A 22,154-nucleotide genomic window follows, 5' to 3' on the forward strand; every position below is an offset into this window, starting at 1 on the left:
ATGACCTTGCGACGGAGGAGTGCAGTGGCAGCAGGCGACCGGGCAGCGGCTCCCGGCAAAGCCGACGGTCTGATGCGCGCCTCCCTGAGCGCCGTCGCCCCTGGCACGGCGCTGCGCGACGGCCTCGAGCGCGTCCTGCGGGGCAACACCGGCGGGCTGATCGTGCTCGGCACGGACAAGACCGTCGAGTCGCTGTGCACCGGCGGCTTCGTCCTGGACGTCGAGTTCACCGCGACCCGGCTGCGCGAGCTGTGCAAGCTGGACGGCGCGCTGATCCTCGACAAGGACATCGCCAAGATCGTGCGGGCGGGCGTACAGCTCGTCCCGGACGCCGCGATCCCCACCGAGGAGACCGGCACCCGCCACCGCACCGCGCAGCGCGTCTCCATCCAGACCGGCTTCCCGGTCGTGTCCGTCAGCCAGTCGATGCGGCTGATCGCCCTGTACGTGGACGGGCAGCGCCGCGTGCTGGAGGACTCGGCCGCGATCCTCTCCCGCGCCAACCAGGCCCTGGCCACGCTCGAGCGCTACAAGCTCCGCCTCGACGAGGTCGCGGGCACGCTCTCCGCCCTGGAGATCGAGGACCTGGTCACGGTCCGGGATGTGACGGCGGTCTCGCAGCGGCTGGAGATGGTCCGCCGCATCGCCACCGAGATCGCCGAGTATGTGGTGGAGCTGGGCACCGACGGCCGTCTGCTGTCGCTCCAGCTCGACGAGTTGATCGCGGGCGTGGAGCCGGAGCGTGAGCTGGTGGTGCGCGACTACGTCCCCGAGCCCACCGCCAAGCGCACCCGTACGGTCCCCGAAGCGCTGGCAGAACTGGACCGGCTGACCCACGCAGAGCTGCTCGAACTGGCCAATGTGGCCCGCGCCCTGGGCTACAGCGGCTCGCCCGAGACCCTCGACTCCGCGGTCTCGCCGCGCGGCTTCCGCCTGCTGGCGAAGGTGCCGCGGCTCCCGGGCGCCATCATCGAGCGGCTGGTCGAGCACTTCGGCGGGCTGCAGAAGCTGCTCGCGGCGAGCGTGGACGACCTGCAGATGGTGGACGGCGTGGGCGAGGCGCGGGCCCGGTCGGTGCGCGAGGGGCTGTCGCGGCTGGCGGAGTCCTCGATCCTGGAGCGGTACGTCTAAGACTTGTTCCGCGATTCACCAGAGGGTGAGTTGCGGGTCGCAGCCGGGGCGGTGTCCGGGCTTTCCGGCGTGGTCACGCACGGGGCGTGTCTCATCCGGGGTCGCTCGGGGCCGCCTTGCGGCGGTTCGGTGAGCAGAGGTCTCCCGCTGGTGGGGGACTGCCACGCGTCCCGACCGGCGAACCGGTCTCGGGCTCGGTGTGGTTGACTCACGCAGGGCCTCTTTAAACCCCTGTCCATACGTGATCTGTGCGTGCCGGGATATCGCGGTGTCCAGGTACGCGCTTGTTGTAAGCGGACGGTTGGGGCAGGTAGCGGAGGGAGGTCGCCCGATCCGGCGACAAGGCGCCACATGGTCGTCGATGAACACGTACAGTGCCGCCAGAAGGGCGTCCAGGTTTGTCGTCACACACGAGCCAACGGGCGCCCTTCGCCATGGTCGCGGCCGGCACATACATCGGACTCATTCATCTAGCCCTCAGTCCTCAGTCCTCGTCCAGTACGAACGACACCCGCGCGGTGCCCAACCCGTCCACCTTCGCCTCGACCAGGTACGTACCGGCCTTGGCCGAAGCGCTGCCGGCCGGCGTCGCGCAGTTCTCGACGCTGCGCTTGCGGTCCCAGTGCACCGTGCGCTTGGTCTGGCCGTTGCCCGCCACCTCGACCAGCACGGACTTGCCGCCCTCCGGGCAGTCGTCGGACGCCCACACATGGTCGTTCTCGGCGTCCGTGATGGTCAGCGTCGCCGACGCCCGGCCGAAGTCGACCTTGCAGGCGGTGTCCGAGGAGTTCTTCACGATGATCTCGAACGTCGGTTCCTCGCCCGGCTCGTAAGTGTTCTTCACCTTCGAGTCCTTGACGCTGCGCACCGTCAGCTCGACCGCGCTCCGGGTACAGGCAGGCAGGCTGGACCCGGCCGGGACGCTTCGCCCGTCCCCGGTGCCGAGGCCGCCGCCGGCCCCGCCGCCGTTGCCGCCCCCGCCGCCCGCACCGCCGTCGCCCCCGGCGCCGCCCGTGTCGCTGCCGCCGTCGGTGGCGCCGTTGCCGCCGCCTCCAGTGTCGCCGCCGTCGGCGCCGTCGGCGCCGTCGCTGTCGCCGGTGCCGCCGTTGTCGGACTCGTCGCGCCCGCCCGGCCGTTGGCTGTTGACGGGCGTGGAGGAGGTGGGTCCCGGGGTGATGGTGCTCGCGGCGCCACTGCCGCCCGACCCCTTGCCCTCGTCTCTTCCGCCGTCGCCGCCGGAGCCGCCCCAGCCGAAGGCCCAGATGACGAGCAGGACGACGAGAACGAGAAGGGCCAGCGCAACAGCCCTCCGCCGCCAGTAGATGGAGGAGGGAAGCGGCCCGATCGGATTGCGCAGAGATCCCACGCGGAAACTCTACGAGAGATCCGAAGCAGTGCCCGCCAATAACCGCCGGTCTCCACCCTAGTTTTCTCATTATCCGACCAGATCCTGGCCGGACCCCGGCCGGACCCCGACCCGCCCCCGCCCTATCCGGCGTCAGCGACCAGCCCCGCCTCGTACGCCACGATGGCCGCCTGGACGCGATTGCCAACCTCCAACCGGTCCAGGACCGCGCTGACGTACCCCTTCACCGTGCCCTCGACCAGGTGCAGCCGCCGGGCGATCTCCGCGTTCGACAAGCCGGCGCCGACCAGCGCCAGCACCTCGCGCTCCCGGGCGGTCAGGACGTCCGTACGGGCGCGGGCCTCGGCGCCTCGGGTCAGGCGCTCGCCGCCAAGTTCGGTGATCACGTGGCGGGCCACCTTGGGCGACAGGAACGCCGCGCCGCCCGCCACCGCCCGTACCCCCGCGATGAGTTCGTGCGGGTCTCCGGACTTCAGCAGGAAGCCGGTCGCGCCCCCGCCCAGTGCACGGGCGATGTACGCGTCCTCGGAGAAGGTGGTGAGCATGGCGACCGCGGTGTCCGGCAGGGTGCGGCGGATCTCCTCACACGCGGACAGCCCGTCCAGCCGGGGCATCCTGATGTCCAGCAGCGCGACGTCGGGCCGGTGGGCGCGCGCCGCCTCCACCGCCTCCCGGCCGTCGGCCGCCTCGGCGACGATCTCGATGCCGGGGCCGGCGGCCAGGACGGCCCGTACCCCGGCGCGGATCATCGCCTCGTCGTCCGCGAGCAGCACCCTGATCGTCGACTCGTTCCCCATCCGTCCCTGCCCTTCCTTTCCTCGCTGCCGTTTGACGCTACAAGCGGGAGTACGCCGCCGCCCCTGACGAAAGTCAGGCCCGCCCGGCGGGCGCCACCCCGCCGTACCGCTGACACGCCCCGAGCGGGGTTTCCGGGGGCGGCGGGCGACGTGCCAGGATCGTCGGTGACATGACTGCCATCCCCGCCGACTCCGCGCCCTCAGCCCACCGCCCCGACAAAGCCGCCGACCGCCCCGACGGGACCGCCCTCCACAGCCCCGTCATCGACTGGTTCGACACCCACGCCCGCGACCTGCCCTGGCGCCGCCCCGAAGCCGGCCCTTGGGGCGTGATGGTCAGCGAGTTCATGCTCCAGCAGACCCCGGTGAACCGGGTGCTGCCGGTGTACGAGCAGTGGCTCGCCCGCTGGCCGAGCCCCGCGGACCTGGCCGCCGAACCGCCCGGCGAGGCAGTCCGCGCCTGGGGGCGGCTCGGCTATCCGCGGCGCGCACTGCGCCTGCACGGCGCGGCGGTCGCCATACGGGAGCGGCACGGCGGTCACGTACCGAGCGAACACGCGGAGTTGCTGGCGCTGCCGGGCGTGGGCGAGTACACGGCGGCGGCCGTGGCCTCGTTCGCGTACGGGCAGCGGCACGCGGTCATGGACACCAACGTCCGCCGTGTCTTCGCACGCGCGGTCAGCGGCCGGGAGTTCCCGCCGGACGCCACGACCGCCGCCGAGCGCAAGCTGGCCCGCGCGCTGCTCCCCGACGACGAGCCGACCGCCGCCCGCTGGGCCGCGGCGACGATGGAGCTGGGCGCATTGGTGTGCACGGCGCGCACGCCCGACTGCGTGCGCTGCCCCATCACCCCGCACTGCGCCTGGCGGGCGGCCGGTTCCCCGGCCCACGACGGGCCGCCGCGCCGCGGGCAGACCTACGCCGGTACAGACCGTCAGGTGCGCGGCAAGCTGCTCGCGGTGTTGCGGGAGGCGGTCGCGCCGGTGCCCCAGGCAGCGCTCGACAAGGTCTGGGACGAGCCGGTGCAGCGGGCCCGGGCGCTGGACGGGCTGGTCGCCGACGGCCTCGTGGAGCCGCTCGACGGTGGGCTCTACCGGCTGCCGCTGACCTGACCCGCCCCCGGTTCCCCTCCCCCGCCGAAACCGTTTCTGTGACAAGGCTGTGACACGGCCAGGACCCGACTCCGACACTCCGTCCGACCGGGCCCGGCTGTTACACAACCTATGGGTAGTTGTGCATTCGCCGCAGCTCAGATGCACATGGCCCCGCAACAGCCGCTCCGTAGCGTCCTCTTCGTGCTCGGCGACCGCCGGGCAACACAGGTGGGGAAAACGGCGGGATGGGGGCTGGCGATGTCCGGCAGCGGCAAGGTTATGGATTTTGAAGAGTACGTTCGCAGCCGGCAGGACGCGCTGCTCCGCAGCGCCCGCCGCCTCGTGCCCGACCCGATCGAGGCGCAGGACCTCCTCCAGACCGCGCTGGTGCGCACGTACGGCCGCTGGGACGGGATAGCCGACAAGTCGCTGGCCGACGCGTACCTCCGCCGCGTCATGATCAACACCCGCACCGAGTGGTGGCGGGCCCGCAAGCTGGACGAGGTGCCGACGGAGCAGCTGCCGGACGCGCGCGTCGAGGACAGCACCGAGCAGCACGCCGACCGCGCGCTGCTGATGGACATCCTTGGAGTCCTGGCTCCCAAGCAGCGCAGCGTCGTCGTGCTGCGACACTGGGAGCAGATGACCACGGAGGAGACCGCGGAGGCGCTCGGGATGTCGACCGGCACGGTCAAGAGCACGCTGCACAGGGCGCTGGCCAGGCTGCGGCAGGAGTTGGAGAGCCGCGAGCTGGACGCCCGTGCGCTCGGCCGCGGGGACGGCCAGCAGGGCCGGCAGAGCCAGGACGGTGGCCGGAAGGGCCGGCAGAGCAAGGACGGTGCCCAGGAGTCCCGGCAGGGCCAGGAGCCGCACGGCCGTCAGGGCCGGCCGGAGCTCCGCGACGGTGGCCAGGGCGGCCGTGCGCGCCGCCAGCTCCCCCGGACCCGCCAGATCCGCCAGACCTCGCAGGACCTGCGCCGAGGCCACGAGCGGGGGCAGGACCGGTGCGCGGCCTGACCAGGGCCTCTCCACACAAGGACGCTCCACACAAGGACGCCCCGCACCGAGCTGTTCTTCACCGGGCTGCTCTTCACCGGGCCGTTCCTCACCGGGCCGCCCTGATCACGGGTGGCGCGGTCGTCGGCTTCGCGGCCGTCGGCGGGCTGGTGCTGGCCGGATGCGGCACCGGAGGCCAGGGCCTGCGCAAGGAAGGCCCGGCGCGTACCTCGTGGGCCCCGGAGCAGGCCGACTCCCCGGGGGCGTATGTGCAGGGCACCTCCCCCACGTCGACGTCGGCCAAGCAGAAGCTCGACGCCGTCGCGCTGGTCAAGAAGGACCCGAAGGTCAGCGAGCACCTGAAGGCGAACCTCAAGCCCTGTACGAAGAGCACCACAAACGCCGCCACGAAGGACGCGAAGAAGGACGCCCCCCAGGACGCGAAGAAGGGCACCGCCAAGTCACAGGGCTACCCGATCGACGTGGCCTACGGCCACCTGACCGGCTCCGCCGCGTCCGATCTGGTGATCAATGTGATGACCTGCACCGAGGGTTTCGGCCTCGGCTCGTATGTGTACCGCAAGGTGGGCGGGAAATATGAGAACGTTTTTACGGACGAGCGCCCGCCCGTCTACGCCGACACCACCAAGGGCGACCTCCGCGTCACTCGGTTGATCTACGCCTCCAACGACTCGGTCTGCTGCCCCTCGAGCGAGGACGTGACAACGTACCGGTGGGCCGAGACGCGCCGGCAGTTCCTCGTGACCGACCACAAGATCAGGAACGTGAGCGACGACGAGACGCCCGCGCCCGACGACGGAACGGAAGGCTGAAGATAAGGCCGTGGCCGAAACCCATGTGCTCTTCGTCGAGGACGACGACGTCATCCGCGAGGCCACCCAGCTCGCCCTGGAGCGCGACGGCTTCGTCGTCACCGCCGCGCCGGACGGGCTGACCGGGCTGGAGCGGTTCCGGGCCGACCGGCCCGATATCGCGCTGCTCGATGTGATGGTCCCGGGGCTGGACGGGGTGAGCCTGTGCCGCCGGATCCGCGATGAGTCCACCGTGCCCGTGATCATGCTGTCGGCGCGCGCCGACTCGATCGACGTGGTGCTCGGCCTGGAGGCCGGGGCGGACGACTACGTGACCAAGCCCTTCGACGGCGCGGTCCTGGTCGCCCGGATCCGCGCCGTGCTGCGCCGCTTCGGGCATGCGAGCGGACCGGGCCGGGGCGCGGAAGTGGAGCCCGACGGGCCCGAGGGCGGAGTGTTGCGCTTCGGCGACCTGGAGGTGGACCCGGAGGGGATGGAGGTCCGCCGGGCCGGTGAGCAGGTGGCGCTGACGCCGACGGAGATGCGGCTGCTGCTGGAGTTCTCTGCCGTTCCGGGCACCGTGCTCTCCCGCGACCGGCTGCTGGAGCGAGTGTGGGACTACGGCTGGGGCGGTGACACCCGGGTCGTGGACGTCCATGTGCAGCGGCTGCGCGGGAAGATAGGCCAGGACCGGATCGAGACGGTCCGCGGTTTCGGCTACAAGCTCAGGGGCTGAGCCGGGGATGGTGAGGCTCGCCCTGCGCTCGGGGCTGCGCTGGAAGGTCAGTCTGGCGATCGCGGCCGTCAGCGCGCTGGTCGCCATCGCGCTGAGCCTGGTCGTACACAACGCGGCCCGCGTCTCGATGCTCGACAACAGCCGCGCGGCCATGAACGACCGGGTGCAGTCCGCGCAGAAGATGTACGAGAAGTACGGGACCATCGGGTTCGGCGCGAAGCTCGACGACAAACGGCTTCCCGAGCAGTTGAAGAAGGAGGCAGCGCGCGGGCTGCGCGCCACCTACCTGGGGGACACGGGTACCGGCACCCCCGAGGTGTGGGCGTCGGTACCACTGCGGGACGGCCGGGTGCTGTCCGTACACACCCAGTTCAAGGACCGCGCCCGGGTGCTGGAGGACCTGGACCGCGTCCTGGTTCTCGGCTCGGTGTCGGTGGTGATGGGCGGTATCGCGCTGGGTGTGCTCATCGGCGACCAGCTCTCCCGGCGGCTGCGCAAGGCCGCCACCGCGGCCCGCAAGCTCGCCGAGGGCGACTCCGAGGTCCGGGTGCGGGACGCGATCGGCGGCCGGGTGCGGGACGAGACCGACGACCTGGCGCGCGCGGTCGACGGCATGGCCGAGGCGCTGCAGCAGCGGCTGGAGGCCGAGCGGCGCGTGACGGCCGACATCGCGCACGAGCTGCGCACCCCCGTCACCGGCCTGCTCACCGCCGCCGAGCTGCTGCCGCCGGGGCGCCCGACCGAGCTCGTACGGGACCGGGCGCAGGCGATGCGCCAGCTCGTCGAGGACGTCCTGGAGGTCGCCCGGCTGGACGGCTTCGCGGAGCGCGCCGAGCTGCAGGAGATCGACCTCGCCGAGTTCGTCACCCGCCGCGTCCGGGTCGCGGCCCCCGACGCCCAGGTCACCGTATTGCGCGACGCCCATGTCTCCACCGACCCCCGCCGCTTGGAGCGAATACTCGGCAATCTCCTGGCCAACGCCGCCCGGCACGGCAAGCCGCCGTTCGAGGTCACGGTGGAGGGGCGGGTGCTGCGCGTCCGCGACCACGGGCCCGGCTTCCCCGAGGCGCTGCTGAAGGACGGACCGAGCCGCTTCCGCACCGGCAGCAAGGACCGGGCCGGCACCGGGCACGGCCTGGGCCTGACCATCGCGGCGGGCCAGGCACGCGTCCTGGGCGCCCGGCTGACGTTCCGCAACGCCGAACCGACGGCGGAGGGGCGGGAGGGCGCGGTCGCGGTGCTATGGCTGCCGGAGTCCGCACCCACCAATACGGGCAGCTTCCCGGTCATCGAGGTGCTGGACTGATCTGGGTACACGTGCTGCGCTGACCCGACTTGGGGGTTGACCAAGGTGCTGCACTGGCCAAGGTTCTGGACTGTCCAAGGTGCTGCACACCAAGGTGCTGCACTGACCTGACGCACGAGGCGCGGCCGGTGCACCCGCACCGACCGCGCCTCACGTTTTCCGTCCCGGGCCGCCGGGTCAGACCGCCTCGGCCATCGGCGTCTGGTCGGCCGGAGCCTGGTCCTCGGACTTGGCCTGGGGCCCGGCCCCGCGCAGCGGGACCTCCTTGATGAACCAGGCCGCGAGGAAACCGGCGACGGCGATCACCGCGCCCCACAGGAAGACCTGGTGCGCTCCGTTCGCGACGGCGTGCGTGTACGCGTCCCGGATCTCCGGGCGCAGCTGCTTGAGCTTCGCCGGGTCCAGGTTGGCGCCGCCGGAGGTGACCGCAGCGCCCTTCTCACCGACCCGCGCGATCATCGTGTCCCGCACCTGGTTGGTGAAGAGCGCGCCCAGGATGGCGACGCCGAAGGAGCCGCCGAGGGTGCGGAAGAGGGTGGCGGAGGAGGAGCCGACGCCCATGTCCTTCATCTCGACGCTGTTCTGCGCGATGAGCATGGAGGTCTGCATCAGGAAGCCCATGCCGGCGCCGAGCACCGCCATGTAGATGCCCGAGGTCAGGCGGGTGGTTTCGGTGTCCATCAGGGCCAGCAGGAACATGCCCGCCACCATCAGGCCGCCGCCGAGGATCGGGAAGATGCGGTACTTGCCGGTCTGGGTGGTGACCCGGCCCGCGATCAGCGAGACGAACAGCATGCCCAGCAGCATCGGGAGCAGCAGCAGCCCGGAGTTGGTGGCCGTGGCGCCCTGGACGGTCTGCTGGTAGAGCGGCAGGAAGGTCATGGACCCGAACATCACGAAGCCGGTGAGGAAGCCGATCACCGTGATGAGCGAGAAGTTGCCGTTACGGAATATGTGCAGCGGCAGCACGGGCTCGGCGACCCGCCGCTCGACACCCACGAACGCGATGAGCGAGGCCACCCCCAGCAGGCCAAGCCCGATGATCTGGACCGAGCCCCACGCGTACTCGTTCCCGCCCCAGGTCGTGATCAGCACCAGAGCGGTGATGCCTATGGTGAGCAGCGCCGCGCCGACGTAGTCGATCCGTGCCTGCGCGCGCTTCTTCGGCAGATGCAGCACCACGGTGATCGCGGCCAGCGCGATCACGCCGAGCGGGACGTTGATGTAGAAGATCCAGCGCCAGCCGAGGTGGTCGGTGAGGGTGCCGCCGACCAGTGGTCCGCCGATCATGGCCACGGCCATCACACCGGCCATCATGCCCTGGTAGCGGCCGCGCTCGCGGGGCGGAACCAGGTCGCCGATGATCGCCATCACGCCGACCATCAGACCGCCCGCGCCCAGGCCCTGAAGGGCCCGGAAGCCGATGAGCTGTCCCATGTCCTGGGCCGCCCCGGACAGGGCCGAGCCGACCAGGAAGACGACGATGGACGTGAGGAACATGCCCTTACGCCCGTACATGTCGCCGAGCTTTCCCCAGATGGGGGTGGAGGCAGCGGTCGCCAGGGTGTACGCGGTGACCACCCAGGAGAGGTGTTCGAGCCCGCCGAGGTCGCCGACGATGGTCGGCATCGCGGTGCCGACGATCATGTTGTCCAGCATTGCGAGCAGCATGGCGATCATCAGTGCGAAGATCACAACACCCGTGGAGCGCTGCTTGCGGCCGGACGCGACCTCCTCGCCGGGCTGCGGGGCCTCCGTACTGGCCTGCGACGACGCGGACGGCGCTCCGCCTCCGGACTGTTTCTGGGACATTCTCTCCACTTCCCCCTGGGGTGCGGCCAATTGCTGCGACCGGCTACTTACTTGCCGCCCGGCTAGTTGAGTACAGTGGAGAAGGTACGACGTCTACTAGCCGGGCGTCAAGTAAGTTCTGTTCGGCCGAGCGAGGCCCCACGACCACAGGAGAGCACCATGGGCAGCACACCGCAGGCGCGCCGGGGCGACACCCGGCAGCGCATCCAGGACGTGGCCTTGGAGCTCTTCGCCGAGCAGGGCTACGAGAAGACCTCACTCCGCGAGATCGCCGAGCGCCTCGAGGTCACCAAGGCCGCGCTGTACTACCACTTCAAGACCAAGGAAGACATCCTCATCAGCCTGTTCCAGGACCTGGCCCGGCCGCTGGACGAGCTCCTCGCCTGGGGCCAGCAGCAGCCGCGGACCCTGGAGACGAAGCAGCAGCTGATGCGCCGCTACAGCGTGGCTCTCGAAAGCGCCCTCCCGCTGTTCCGGTTCATGCAGCAGAACCAGGCCGCGATGAGCCATCTGCGCCCCGGCGAGACCCTCAAGGACCGGATGATCGCCGTGGGCGACCTGCTGAGGGATCCCGACGCCCCGCTGACCGACCAGGTCCGCAGCCTCAGCGCACTCTTCGTCATGCATACGTCCCTGTTCGCCATGCAGCACCTCGACGCCGACCCCGAGGACAAGCGGAAGGCCGTCCTCGAGGTCGCCCTCGATATGCTGGCGCAGGCGCACCCGCAGGAGAGGCCCGACACCCAGAGGCCGAGCACCCAGAGGCCCGACACCCCGGACGCCGCCTGACCGACACCCCGGACGCGGCCTGACAGGCCCGCGCGGCCGACGGGGCCCCGCGCGACATCCGGTCGAGGCGTCAGACCTTGACGCCGTGCGAGCGCAGGAAGGCCAGCGGCTCGACGGCCGAGCCGTAGTTCGGCGTCGTACGGATCTCGAAGTGCAGGTGCGGGCCGGTCGTGTTGCCGGTGTTCCCGGAGAGGCCTATCTCCTGACCGGTCGTCACGGTCTGGCCCACCGACACCTTCACCAGCGACAGGTGCGCGTACTGCGAGTACGTGTTGTCGTCGTGCTTGATGACGATGGCGTTGCCGTACGCCGGGCCGTCACCGGCACCGTTGCCGCCGGCCTTGACCACCACACCCCCGTGGACGGCGCGCACCTGGGTGCCGGACGGCACGACGAAGTCCTGCCCGCTGTGGTTGTGCGCCCACAGGTTGCCCGCGAGGCCGAAGGCGGCGCCGATCTGGTACGAGGCGACCGGCGTCTCCCAGGAGTTGGCCTTGGCCTCGGCGGCCTTCTTGGCGGCCTCGGCAGCCTTCTGGCGCGCCAGGGCGGCCTGCCGCGCCTTCGCCGCGGCCTCCTGCGCCGCCTTCTTCTTCGCGGCGGCCAGCTCAGCGGCCTTCTTCTTCTTCGCGGCGGCCAGCTCAGCGGCCTTCTTCTTCGCCGCTGCCTCCTTGGCGGCCTTCTCGGCCGCCGCCTTCTTCGCGGCCGCCTTCTCGGCGTCGATCGCCTTCTGCAGGGCGTCCGCCTGCGCCTGCACCGCCTTGCTGACGTCACTGGCCGGAGCCACCGACAGCACGCCGCCGCCCTGCGCCGCGTCCGCGGCGAACGCGCCGCCCGCCCCCAGCGCCAGCGAGGCCCCCATACCCGCGGCCAGCACGGCGGCGCGGGTACGCAGAACGGACTTGCTCGAATTACGGGATTTCGCGCGCGAGGACATAGGGGGACTACCTCCGGAAACATGAGTGAGTCCCGGCCGGGGACCGGAACGGACGCTCTTTCGTAACCCGCCCCGGCCCTGAGGCCAAGCCGCGTCACTACTAATCCGCTCCGTACGAAAAGCGGCCGCACCCGCAATTCATCCATGGCTCCAGCCTCGACCCGATATTCGTGATCACGCACCCAGGAATCCGGATCAACGACCTCGCATCACCGGCCTGACCTGCCCAGATGAGCGATTCAACAGTCGTGCGCCGAAACTCGACCCGCACATCCGGCCGCCCGCGCGCCCCATAGTCGAAGGCATTCACTATTTTCCGTAGTAGGGCCTCGTCGGCCTGTGTGCGATATCACCGCGCCATAAGATCACCGATCACCGAACCCGGGCATTCGATGTCCGTTTCGGGACCAAAGACCATACGGTCCTGTACGCTGTCGGCACCAAACCATCGGGGGGATGGGAACGTGGATCCCGCAACCATCGGCGCTCGCCTCACCTCGGCCGCCGTCACGCCGCTGATCAAGAAGCTCTTCGTGCAGGAGGGGCCGGGCGCCGGTCTGGTCGACAAGCCGGTCCGTGTCTCGGGACTCGTCTCGTTCAAGGGCGAGAAGCGCACGCTGACGGAGAAGAATCTCCACAAGATCGCCGCCCAGCTGGTTGAGCGCGCGGTGCGGTCCACAGGGCAGGACGAGCGGCCGATCCCCGCGGACGAGGACGAGGTGCTGGCCGACGCCCTGGCCCGCACACTCCGCGCGCTGGGCGATCTGGCCATGGACGACGTTCAAGCCGTCCGCTTCGGCCCGACGCTGCTCGCCAAGGACCTCCGGCAGGTCGCCGGCCGCCCCGACGAACAGCTCTCCCTGGCCGCTTCCCGCCTCTACACCCTCCTCCTGCACACCGCCTGCCTGCACATCCTGCACTTCTTCACCCAGCGCTCGACCTTCGTCGCCCGCACCCTCGTCGAGCAGAGCGGCCAGCTGACCGACCTCATCACCAAGATCGACATCCTGATCGAGCGGATCCCCTCCCAGTCGGCCGAGGACGCGGGCTTCGAGAAGGACTACGCCGACTTCGTACAGAAGAAGTACGGGACGCTGACCATCGTCGGCATCGACCTCAGCCAGGCGGAGGCCAGCTGGCCCCTGGACGCGGCGTATCTGAGCCTGGAGGCGATCGCCCCGCGCGACCGTGCCCCGGCCGCCCTCGACGGGCAGATCCCCGCCCTCGACAGGGAGGTCGCCATCCTCGACGGGCAGATCGCCACGCTCGACGGGGAGGTCACCGCCGCCCCCGAGGCCCCCGTCCCCGCCGACCAGGCCCTGTCCGGCCACAGCCGGGTCCTGCTGCGCGGTGTCGCGGGCTCCGGCAAGACCACCCTCGTCCAGTGGCTCGCCGTCTGCGCCGCCCGGCAGCAGCCGCCACGCGGCATGGAACAGCTGATCGGCCGCGTCCCCTTCGTACTGCCCCTGCGCACCATCGCCCGCCAGGACGCCCTCCCCACCCCCGACCGTTTCCTCGCCGCCGTCCGCAACCCCCGGCACGGCGCCCAGCCCGCCGGCTGGGCCGACCGCGTCCTGAGCGCCGGGCGGGGGCTGCTGCTCATCGACGGCATCGACGAGATCCCCGAGCGCGACCGCGAACGCACCCGCGCCTGGCTGAGCGATCTGCTCCTCGCCTACCCCGACAACCTCTGGCTGGTCACCTCCCGCCCCTCCGCCGTGGCCGACGACTGGCTGGAGACCGAGGGCTTCGCCGAGTTCGCTCTGGCCCCCATGAGCCACGACAACCTCGGGGCCTTCATCGACCGCTGGCACGACGCCGCCCGCGCGACCTGCCGTACGGACGAGGACCGCACCGTTCTCGACGGCTACCAGTCGGCCCTCCACACCGCCGTACGCACCAAGCAGGACCTCGGCCGCCTCGTCACCAACCCCCTCATGTGCGGCCTGATCTGCGCCCTGCACCGGGCGCGCCGCGGCTATCTGCCGCCCGGCCGCAAGGCGCTGTACGACGCGGCGCTGTCCATGCTGCTCACCCGGCGCGACACCGAACGCCACATCTACGCCCCCGGCGACGTCCAGCTCGACGAGGAGCCGCAGGTCCAGCTCCTCCAGCGGCTCGCGTACTACCTCATCCGCAACGGCGAGGCAGAGCTCGACCGCGCCCAGGCGGAGCGCATCATCGCCGACGCGCTCCCCTCCGTCCCCGCGGCCGCCGCGCTCGGCGACGCCCCACGCATCCTGAACCACCTGCTGCTGCGCAGCGGTCTGCTCCGCGAACCGTCCGTCGGCACGATCGACTTCGTTCACCGGACGTTCCAGGACTTCCTCGGCGCGAAGGCGGTCGTGGAGGCATGGGACCTCGGGCTGCTCATCAGCCGTGCCGACGACACCCAGTGGGAGGACGTCTTCCGCATGGCGGTGGCCCACGCCCGTCCCCGCGAGCGCGGTGCGCTGCTGACCAAGCTGCTGGAGCGCGGCAGTAACCACCGCGCCGTACGGACCCGCGTCCACCTCCTGGCCATGGCCTGCCTCGAGCACGCCGCCGACCTGGATCCGGGCGTGCGCGACCTGGTGAAAGAGCACGCTGACGAGCTGATCCCGCCCATGGACGCGAGCGCGGCCCGCGCCCTGGCCGACGCCGGTCACCTGGTCCTTCAGCTGCTCCCGCCACCGGCCGAGCTCACCGACGAACAGGCGTACCACTGCGTCGTCACCGCGTCCCGCTTCGGCACCGACGCCGCCATCCCCTATCTGTCCCGGTTCACCGACCACCCCGCGCTGCTCGTCCGCTCCCAACTCGCCACCAGTTGGGGGCGGTTCGACACCGAGCGCTACTTCACCGAGGTCATCGCCCGCCTCGCCCCGGACAGCCTGTACTTCGTCGCCGAGACGCAGGAACACCTGCGTCTGCTCGACAGCATGGGCGGCGTGTCCAAGCTCCTGCTGCGCGGAGACTTCAGCGAGGACGAGCTGCGCACCTGCCACTCCCTGGCCCAGGTCACCCATCTACGGCTGGACCTGAACAGCGTCCTCACCGACCTGAGCGCCCTGAGCCATCTGCCGGGCCTGCGCACCCTCGTCCTGACCAGGTGTCCCAGGGCCCGAGACCTCACCCCGCTGTCCGCGCTGTCTCTCCAGAGCCTCGACTTCGCCCCGTCGCGCAGCGTGTCCGGAGGGCCGCTCCCCAGCGGTCTGGGCATGCTGACGACACTGCGGCAGCTGAAAATCGACATCGCCGGCGACAGCCCTCTGCCGAGCCTCTTCCCCCACCAGATCACTTGGCTCGACCTGCACGTCTACGGACCGGACCTGGACGCCACCTGGATCCCCGAGGCATTCCCCGAGCTCCGCCAGTTGGGCATCACCTTCCGAAGCGGCGGCTCGAAGACGGCCCGACTCGACCTGGCCCCCCTGGTCCCCCTTCCCGCCCTCGAGGCCGTCACCGTCGCCCGCGCGGAGCTCACCGGAGCCGAATCGCTCACCGATGTCACGGTCACGGCGCTCGACACCATGCCGAGGAGCACCGGCCTCCCGGCCGACCCCAGTGGTCCGGGTGGTCCGGGTGGTCCCGCTGGCTCCAGCGCTCCGAGCAGCACCCACAGCCCCAGCAATCCGTAGCCGACGTCACGTGACGTCTGGCGGCCACATGCATTCTCTGACTAAAGTCAGAGAATGCATGTGGCACAGATCGACCAGGTGCGGCGGTTCAACCGCACCGTCACCGAACGCGTGGGCGCGCTCCACGACCACTACCTGGGCCGCGACCGGCCCATCGGCGAGGCCCGGCTGCTCTGGGAGATCGGCGACCAGGGCCAGGACGTACGGCGGCTGCGCGAGCGCCTCGGGCTCGACTCCGGGTACGTCAGCCGGCTGCTGCGCTCCCTGGAGGGCGACGGCCTGGTGACGCTGGAGCCGCACCCAGAGGACAGAAGGGTGCGCACCGTCCGGCTCACCGACGCGGGCCGCGCGGAACACGCCACACTCGACCGCCGCAGCGACGAGCTGGCCGGCTCCCTGCTGGAGCCGCTCAACGCCGCCCAGCGCACCCGGCTGGTGGCGGCCATGGCCGAGGTCGACCGGCTGCTGACCGCCGCGACGGTCACGCTGGACGCGGTCGACCCGGACCACCCCGACGCCCAGCACTGCCTGCGGTCCTACTTCACCGAGCTGCAGGAGCGCTTCGAGACCGGCTTCGACCCCGCACGCAGCCTGCTGCCCGACGCGGGCGAACTCCGACCCCCGAACGGCCTGTTCCTGGTCGCCCGGCTGCACGGTGAACCGGTCGGCTGTGCCGGCCTGAAGCTACCGCCCACCGCCCCGGCCGAAATCAAACGCATGTGGGTCGCGCCCCACACCCGCGGCCTCGGCGTGGCCCGCCGATTCCTCACCGAACTGGAGGTACGCGCCGCCCAGAACGGACGCGACGTACTGCGCCTCGACACCAACAAGGCGCTCGACGCCGCGATCGGCCTGTACCACTCCTGCGGCTTCGAGGAGGTACCGGCCTTCAACGACGAGCCGTACGCGCACCACTGGTTCGAAAAGCGAATCACCAAGGGCTGACCACCAAAGGCTGAGAACGCACCATCAACCGGCTTGCCTTCGAGTGCACTTCAATTGACACGCTGACCGGCACGCAATGCCTGTCTCTGCCACTCGTTGGGGAAGGACCGAGCTGTGCCCGAGGTGAATTTCGCGCTGGGAACCATGGGATTCGGCACCAAGGTCGACGCCGCCACGTCATCAGCCCTGCTCGACCGGTTCGCGGACGCCGGTGGGACGCTCGTCGACACGGCCAACTGCTATGCCTTCTGGACCGACCCGAGCGGCCGCGGCGGGCAGAGCGAGGAAGTCATCGGGCAGTGGCTGGCCCGCCGCCCCTCCCTGCGTGACCAGATCTGCCTCAGCACCAAGGCGGGCGCCCAACCCGCCGGCCCCGGCGACTGGCCGGCCAACCGCGAGGGCCTGTCGGCGTCAGCGATCAAGACCGCTGTCGAGGGCAGCCTGCGCCGGCTGGGCACCGACCGGATCGACCTGTACTGGGCCCACATGGAGGACCGTACGGCCCCTCTGGCGGAGTCCGCTGAGGCCTTCGGCGCGCTGGTGGCCGAGGGCCTCGTGGGGCGGCTCGGCTGCTCCAACCACCCGGTGTGGCGGGTGGAGCGGGCCCGGCAGATCGCCACGGCCAACGGCTGGACCGGGTACACCGCTCTCCAGCTGCGCCACTCCTACCTCCAGCCTCGCCCCGGCGCACCGGTGCCCGACCAGTCCCACCGGTTCGGCTGGGTCACCGACGAGGTCATCGACTACGTCGACAGCGAACCGGACCTCTCCCTGTGGGCGTACACCGCCCTGCTGAACGGCTCCTACAGCCGCCCCGACCGCCCCCTCCCCGACGCCTACGACCACCCCGGCACCACCCGGCGGCTGGCGGCCCTCGACAAGGTGGCCGGGGAACTCGGCGTCAGCCACAACCAGGTCGTCCTGGCCTGGCTGATCGGCAGCGAACCGGCCATCACCCCGATCGTCGGCGTCAGTGACCCGGAGCAGCTCGACGAGGCCCTCGCCGCATCCCGCCTACGACTGCCCGCCGAACTCCGCCGCCTCCTCGACGAGACCGCCTGACGGCGCCAGCGCGTGGGGCGCTCGCTGTGCCGTCGGCGCCGTTACCCTCACGGCTCCGGCCAAGGAAGTCGCACAGCGCTACATGTCCGTTCGCCGTGGCTAACCGTCGAACCAGACCACGAGTCGCACGTGCTCTGGGCCGTGCAGCTCGGCAAGCGTCTTCATCACGTCCCATACCGGCGCCCAATGGGTCCCCGCCCCGGCAACGGCGTGTCGGCTGAGCGTGCCGGATCGATCGGTTTCGTCCCAGTTGGCAGCCCGCAACTCGGCCCAGTTGATCCACGTCGTTCCGCGCGTGTCCTGTGGTCCGCCCCACGCGCTGAACGCGTTCCGCAGTCCGTCCGAGGCGTCCGCCGGCAGACCGCGCCCCTCGGCCAGCGGCCGGAACCCGAACGAGTTGCGGACGCCGAACAGGCAGGCGAGGGCGTCATAGGCATTGCCCGTGTTGAGGAGGAAGAGGTCAATGGCGGCGTGCCATTGCGCGTCCTCGTCGTCCTCTCCCCAGATCCGGGCCAGGGGTCTGCACTCGATCATTCCGCTCACGTCGGTGGACATGTCCACAGTCTGCCGAAAGGACGTTGACTGGCCAGCAGGACGAGCGGTCCGGCACCGGTCAGGACGAGCGCGCACTCCAGTCGCCGGGGCCCGCCCACGACGGCCCGCCGAACTCCGCCGCCTCCTCGACGAGACCGCCTGACGGCCGGGCCGGCCGACGTACGGTGAAAAGCCGACGTCGGCACGGATGAGCCGGATGACGGGGACAAGGGGGCGGAATGGAGCCGCAGATCGCAGACCTCGCGCGGACGGCCGGGTCCACCGTGGTGGCTCTGATGGCCACCGACGCGTGGCAGCGCGCGCGGGAGCGGATCGTCGCGTTATGGCGCCAGGCCCAGCCGGACCGCGCCGACGGCATCGACGGCGAGCTCGAGACCACGCACGACGACCTTCTGGCCGCGCGTGACGCGGAGGACGGCTCGGAGGGCGAGCAGACCCAGCGCGAGCTGAGCGAGGAGTGGGCCGGCCGCATGCGGCGGTTCCTCGCCGCGCATCCGGAGGTCGTCGAGGAGCTGCGCCGGATCCTGGACGAGTTGAGCCCGGCCCTGCCGGGCAACGATCAGGCGATGAACACCACCATTCACATGTGAGCCGAGGCCTCCGGCAGCGGCCGGGTCTACCAGGCGGGCCGCGACCAGCACATCACCGAGCGGTGAGCGGCCCGCCTCCCCGGTACGCGGAAGGCCGGGCCTCCGAGCACGGACGGGTCTTCCAGTCGGCCGGCGACCAGCACGTCACCGAGCACCATCACCACTACGCGCCCGGAGCCTCCCTGTTCGCCGGGACGACCGCCCCGGAGCTCGGTGGCCCGAGCAGCGTGCTGCCCTCACCGAGGCGGCGGTAGGCCTGCTGGAAGCCGCGCTTCCGGCGGAGGGCGGAGTCGGGGCCGAGTTCGTTGCATTGCTCGTGCCGCATACAGTGCGGTTGCTGCGCGAGGCGGGCGTTAGGACGGCGGAACGGGTGGTGGACTTGGCCGTACGCCTCACTGAAAGCAGCCGCTCTTCAGGTTGGGGCGGCGGGCCGAGGCGCTGTCTTTGCTGCGTCGCGCGGCGGATGGGCTGCGGAGTGCTTGGGGGGTGGAACATCCCAGGGCGCGGCGCAGCCGGGCGATGCTGATCGAAGGTCTCGCCGTGTGTAAAGAGGAGGCACAATTCGACCGGACGTCTCCGCAAACCGTCGAAGACTGTGCGCAGTACCTGGGTTGCGACCACCCCAAAACGCTCGCCGTTACGGCCCTGCTCGGCTACGTCATGGCGTCGCTCGGCCGTTGAGACGAGGCCGTCCCGCTGACTCGACGCTGTATCGAAGCACGAGAGCGAGCACTCGGCCTGAGCACCCCTTCCTCGTGGAGAACTACGCGGGACTGGCCGACTACCTCACTCGTACGGGGCAAAGGGACGAGGCCGAAAGACTGGCGCGTGAAGCCTTTCCACTGTGCGAGCGGATTCTCGGCCCCGATCACCCTGCAACCCTTCGCGCCTGCCGGGTTCTGGAAGCGTGAGCGCGCTCTGGCCAGCCCCGATGCCAGTGACTTTGCGGTGAGTATGGGACAGCGACACGCCGTGGTGTCGGCGTGTCGCTGTCCCATACTCACCGCAAACTCAGGCTTCGGTTGGCTAGCCCCTCCACCCTGACCGGGCCCGCTCAGCCTTCAGCAGCCGGTTGTAGTCCAATTCAATCGCCCAGTACCAGAAACAGTTCGACCAGCTACGCGCGATCGCACTTCTTCCAGTGGACGCCAAGGTCACGTCCCTCAATCACGAGGGGCGGGATTCACTGGGGTTGATCCAACACGTCCTCTACAGTCACTACCAGGAATCGCGATCATGCCCATACTCAACTGGCGTAAGTCTTCCTTCAGCACCTCCGGGGCCAACTGCGTGGAGCTCGCCACCACCCACAGCGCCATACACATGCGGGAGAGCGACGACCCCGGCACAGTGATCCACACCACCCCCACCGCCCTCCGGTCCTTCATACGGGCCGTGAAGACCGGCCGACTCGACCACACCATCTGACCCAACCGGGCCGCAGCACGCCCTCCAGGGCGCAACCGGGGAGAGTAGTGCGATATGGATGAATTTCTGGTCGAGTTCTGTCGAAGCGGAACATTCGGCCCTCTGGCCTTGGGCATATCCCCACCGGACGTGGTGCAACGAATCGGGGAGCCCAGAAGAATCAAGAACGGGCAAGGCGATGATTGTTTCCAGTGGTACCGCTACTGTCCGGTTGAACTCAGCAAGGCCCGCTACTCTCCGCTTGAACTCAGTATGAGGTGTTTCAGCAGGGAATCCAGGACCCGGCGTGGCGCTGGACTGGACCTCGTACTCGCGCGCATCAGCCTCACGTTCAACGGCGACGAACCGCTGATCCTGCCTGAGGCGATCACCCCGAGATCCATCGCGTCCGCCGCATCGCTTCAGCTGGCGGAAGCACACCGTCTCCTCACAGAGCACGGCGTCGAAATGACCCGCGACCACGAACAAGTGCTGAGGCGAACCCTCAACGAAGCAGTCGTCATGGTGATCAGCGATAGCGACGGGTTCGTGTCGCAGATGGAACTCGGCTGGTGGCCCAGGCCCGGCGGCTGGTTCTACTCCGAAGAGAACGAGTCGGGAGTCTGGGTAACTGGTCCCCCCGGGCCGTAGCGCCAGCGCGGGGGGGGGCTCGCCTCGATGGACCCCAGCCTCGCGTCTTAAGCTCCCAAGATGGCTGACGAACGTCTTCGTCTCACGGTCCTGGGGTGTGCGACGCCATACCCCAGCGTGGACAACCCGTGCTCCGGCTACCTCGTGTCCAGCGGAAACACACGCGTATGGGTGGACGCGGGCACCGGAACCCTGGGCCCGCTACAGCGTCACACCCGGCTGGACGAGCTGGACGCGATCTGGATCTCGCATCTGCACGCCGATCACAGCGCCGATCTGCTCACCGCTTACTACGGGCTTCTGTTCGCGGATATCCGCCTCACCGCGCCGATCCCGCTCTACGGCCCGCCCGGAATCGCCGACCGGCTGGCGGGCTTCCTCACGAACAGCCCGAACCGCAGCCCGGTCGAATCCGCCTTCGCGGTCACCGAGCTGCACGACGGGCACGAGGTGACCGTCGGTCCGATGAAGCTCACCAGCCGGGCAGTGGCGCACGGAATCCCGGCCTTCGCGCTGCGCGTGGAGGCGGGGGGCCGGGCGTTGGTCTACTCCGGGGACACGGCACCGTGCGCCGCGTTGACGGACCTGGCCGAGGGATGCGACACGTTGCTGTGTGAGGCCGAGAGCGCGTACGCACCCGCAGAGGGCGAGCAGGTTCATCACACGCCCGAGGAGACCGGCGACACCGCCGACGCGGCGCGGGCCGGCCGGTTGATCGTCACACACGTCGGCCGGTTCCTCACGCCGCAGGAGGCCGTGGCACGTGCCGCGGCGCGCTTCGACGGGCCCGTCGAGTACGCCGCACCGGGTGCGACCTTTGAGATCGGTCAGGCCACCAGCGTCCCGGAGCGTTCAACGAGTTGACCGGGGCGCGAGGCGGAGCAGCGCACCCGCTTACCCTGCCGGGCCCACCCCGCCTCGCGCGACTCACCTGGCGCGGAGCGACGCGTGCCCGGCGCGGGCCTGGGGCGTCCAGTTGCACGCCGTGCGTCGGCCGGCGGCCAACTTCGCTGCCGCCGCCCGGCCCCGTCCAGCCCCCACCCTTCCTGAAAGTCGCCCAGCACCGGCAGCAGCTCCGGCCGACCGGCCGCTATTGCGGCTTGAAGGAGCGGATCTGGTAGCTGCCCTGGAGGTTGCCGCCCGCGCCGGCGGGCGTGGACCCCACGCGGGAGTGGTAGTTGGTCTGGGTGTAGTACTGCTTCCGCTGCCCCGTTCCGTTCCACACGGAGCGGACGTTCTGGCCGTTCCGGATGAAGGAGCAGTCGTCGGCGGTGTTCGCCTTGCTGGGCTGCGACCACTGACATCGGGTGCCGCCGCCGTCCCAGTCGCTGTAAATGCAGAAGTACCCCGGGGAGCAACTGAAGGCCGCCGGGCGGGCCGGTGCCGTGGGGGCTGCGGCCGCGGTGGAGGCGGTGCCGAGGGCCGCGACGAGGGCGGCCGAGGCGAGGGCGAACGAGCGGACACTGAGCATGAAATGGGCTCCTTCCTTGCACGGGTGCCCGACCGGGCACACCCAGCACCCGGCGCGGAGCACATGACACTCACCGCAGT

23 protein-coding genes are annotated in these 22,154 nt (G+C 70.3%); 17 read left to right on the top strand and 6 right to left on the bottom strand.

Annotated elements, in window-relative coordinates:
• Window positions 1-72 precede the first annotated feature (72 nt).
• Entirely contained in the window at window positions 73-1,131 is a 1,059-nt protein-coding gene (gene disA / locus PV419_RS21650) for a DNA integrity scanning diadenylate cyclase DisA (RefSeq protein WP_319691728.1), read from the top strand.
• Between the two features lie 484 nt (window positions 1,132-1,615).
• Here disA and PV419_RS21655 read toward each other — a convergent pair whose 3' ends face one another.
• Window positions 1,616-2,497, bottom strand: a complete 882-nt coding sequence (locus tag PV419_RS21655) for a hypothetical protein (protein ID WP_319691322.1) — start codon at window positions 2,495-2,497, stop codon at window positions 1,616-1,618.
• 122 nt (window positions 2,498-2,619) lie between these two features.
• Window positions 2,620-3,294 carry a response regulator transcription factor gene (locus PV419_RS21660; protein ID WP_319691324.1) on the bottom strand — a complete coding sequence of 225 codons (675 nt, stop codon included), beginning with the start codon at window positions 3,292-3,294 and terminating at the stop codon, window positions 2,620-2,622.
• A 170-nt stretch (window positions 3,295-3,464) separates the two neighbouring features.
• On the opposite strand from PV419_RS21660, the gene PV419_RS21665 reads away from it, so the two are divergent.
• The 5 genes from PV419_RS21665 to cseC all read left to right on the top strand — a co-directional run bounded on the left by PV419_RS21665 (window position 3,465) and on the right by cseC (window position 8,238).
• Entirely contained in the window at window positions 3,465-4,406 is a 942-nt protein-coding gene (locus PV419_RS21665; protein ID WP_319691325.1) for an A/G-specific adenine glycosylase, read from the top strand.
• Between the two features lie 240 nt (window positions 4,407-4,646).
• On the top strand, window positions 4,647-5,405 hold the full coding sequence (locus PV419_RS21670; protein WP_319691730.1) for a SigE family RNA polymerase sigma factor: 759 nt from the start codon (window positions 4,647-4,649) through the stop codon (window positions 5,403-5,405).
• Window positions 5,393-6,217, top strand: coding sequence for a hypothetical protein (locus tag PV419_RS21675; protein ID WP_319691327.1), 825 nt, complete (start codon window positions 5,393-5,395; stop codon window positions 6,215-6,217). The genes PV419_RS21670 and PV419_RS21675 overlap by 13 nt, the downstream gene beginning before the upstream one ends.
• A gap of 10 nt (window positions 6,218-6,227) precedes the next feature.
• Entirely contained in the window at window positions 6,228-6,932 is a 705-nt protein-coding gene (gene cseB / locus PV419_RS21680; RefSeq protein ID WP_319691329.1) for a two-component system response regulator CseB, read from the top strand.
• Between the two features lie 7 nt (window positions 6,933-6,939).
• Window positions 6,940-8,238: a two-component system sensor histidine kinase CseC gene (cseC, locus tag PV419_RS21685; protein ID WP_319691331.1), complete on the top strand. Its 1,299-nt coding sequence runs from the start codon at window positions 6,940-6,942 to the stop codon at window positions 8,236-8,238.
• A gap of 177 nt (window positions 8,239-8,415) precedes the next feature.
• Here cseC and PV419_RS21690 read toward each other — a convergent pair whose 3' ends face one another.
• Window positions 8,416-10,050, bottom strand: coding sequence for an MDR family MFS transporter (locus PV419_RS21690; RefSeq protein ID WP_319691332.1), 1,635 nt, complete (start codon window positions 10,048-10,050; stop codon window positions 8,416-8,418).
• 159 nt (window positions 10,051-10,209) lie between these two features.
• Between PV419_RS21690 and PV419_RS21695 the strand changes: the two genes are divergently transcribed.
• Complete coding sequence (locus PV419_RS21695) at window positions 10,210-10,839, top strand: helix-turn-helix domain-containing protein (RefSeq protein WP_319691334.1); 630 nt, start codon at window positions 10,210-10,212, stop codon at window positions 10,837-10,839.
• A 70-nt stretch (window positions 10,840-10,909) separates the two neighbouring features.
• Here PV419_RS21695 and PV419_RS21700 read toward each other — a convergent pair whose 3' ends face one another.
• Window positions 10,910-11,773 carry a M23 family metallopeptidase gene (locus PV419_RS21700; RefSeq protein ID WP_319691336.1) on the bottom strand — a complete coding sequence of 288 codons (864 nt, stop codon included), beginning with the start codon at window positions 11,771-11,773 and terminating at the stop codon, window positions 10,910-10,912.
• A gap of 464 nt (window positions 11,774-12,237) precedes the next feature.
• Between PV419_RS21700 and PV419_RS21705 the strand changes: the two genes are divergently transcribed.
• The 3 genes from PV419_RS21705 to PV419_RS21715 all read left to right on the top strand — a co-directional run bounded on the left by PV419_RS21705 (window position 12,238) and on the right by PV419_RS21715 (window position 17,400).
• Window positions 12,238-15,393, top strand: coding sequence for an NACHT domain-containing protein (locus tag PV419_RS21705; protein WP_319691337.1), 3,156 nt, complete (start codon window positions 12,238-12,240; stop codon window positions 15,391-15,393).
• Window positions 15,394-15,447: 54 nt separating this feature from the next.
• The gene (locus tag PV419_RS21710; protein WP_319691338.1) at window positions 15,448-16,338 is read left to right on the top strand and encodes a helix-turn-helix domain-containing GNAT family N-acetyltransferase; all 891 of its coding nucleotides are present in this window, start codon (window positions 15,448-15,450) and stop codon (window positions 16,336-16,338) included.
• Window positions 16,339-16,452: 114 nt separating this feature from the next.
• Complete coding sequence (locus tag PV419_RS21715; protein ID WP_319691340.1) at window positions 16,453-17,400, top strand: aldo/keto reductase; 948 nt, start codon at window positions 16,453-16,455, stop codon at window positions 17,398-17,400.
• Window positions 17,401-17,499: 99 nt separating this feature from the next.
• Here PV419_RS21715 and PV419_RS21720 read toward each other — a convergent pair whose 3' ends face one another.
• Window positions 17,500-17,955, bottom strand: a complete 456-nt coding sequence (locus PV419_RS21720; RefSeq protein WP_319691342.1) for a hypothetical protein — start codon at window positions 17,953-17,955, stop codon at window positions 17,500-17,502.
• A gap of 218 nt (window positions 17,956-18,173) precedes the next feature.
• Here PV419_RS21720 and PV419_RS21725 point away from each other — a divergent pair, with 218 nt between their 5' ends.
• The 7 genes from PV419_RS21725 to PV419_RS21755 all read left to right on the top strand — a co-directional run bounded on the left by PV419_RS21725 (window position 18,174) and on the right by PV419_RS21755 (window position 21,467).
• Window positions 18,174-18,545 (top strand): hypothetical protein, encoded by a 372-nt coding sequence (locus tag PV419_RS21725; RefSeq protein WP_319691344.1) that lies wholly within the window; start codon window positions 18,174-18,176, stop codon window positions 18,543-18,545.
• Between the two features lie 62 nt (window positions 18,546-18,607).
• Window positions 18,608-18,799, top strand: coding sequence for a hypothetical protein (locus PV419_RS21730; RefSeq protein ID WP_319691346.1), 192 nt, complete (start codon window positions 18,608-18,610; stop codon window positions 18,797-18,799).
• A 232-nt stretch (window positions 18,800-19,031) separates the two neighbouring features.
• Window positions 19,032-19,226, top strand: coding sequence for a hypothetical protein (locus tag PV419_RS21735; RefSeq protein WP_319691348.1), 195 nt, complete (start codon window positions 19,032-19,034; stop codon window positions 19,224-19,226).
• A gap of 74 nt (window positions 19,227-19,300) precedes the next feature.
• Window positions 19,301-19,456, top strand: coding sequence for a tetratricopeptide repeat protein (locus PV419_RS21740; RefSeq protein ID WP_319691349.1), 156 nt, complete (start codon window positions 19,301-19,303; stop codon window positions 19,454-19,456).
• A 325-nt stretch (window positions 19,457-19,781) separates the two neighbouring features.
• Window positions 19,782-19,973 carry a DUF397 domain-containing protein gene (locus PV419_RS21745; protein WP_319691351.1) on the top strand — a complete coding sequence of 64 codons (192 nt, stop codon included), beginning with the start codon at window positions 19,782-19,784 and terminating at the stop codon, window positions 19,971-19,973.
• A gap of 54 nt (window positions 19,974-20,027) precedes the next feature.
• Complete coding sequence (locus PV419_RS21750) at window positions 20,028-20,603, top strand: hypothetical protein (RefSeq protein WP_319691353.1); 576 nt, start codon at window positions 20,028-20,030, stop codon at window positions 20,601-20,603.
• Window positions 20,604-20,663: 60 nt separating this feature from the next.
• Entirely contained in the window at window positions 20,664-21,467 is an 804-nt protein-coding gene (locus tag PV419_RS21755) for an MBL fold metallo-hydrolase (protein WP_319691355.1), read from the top strand.
• A gap of 226 nt (window positions 21,468-21,693) precedes the next feature.
• Here the strand turns inward: PV419_RS21755 and PV419_RS21760 are convergent, their stop codons facing one another.
• On the bottom strand, window positions 21,694-22,074 hold the full coding sequence (locus PV419_RS21760; RefSeq protein WP_319691357.1) for a peptidase inhibitor family I36 protein: 381 nt from the start codon (window positions 22,072-22,074) through the stop codon (window positions 21,694-21,696).
• Window positions 22,075-22,154 lie beyond the last annotated feature (80 nt).

The sequence above is a fragment of the Streptomyces sp. ME19-01-6 genome, from assembly GCF_033793745.1.
Lineage (GTDB): Bacteria > Actinomycetota > Actinomycetes > Streptomycetales > Streptomycetaceae > Streptomyces.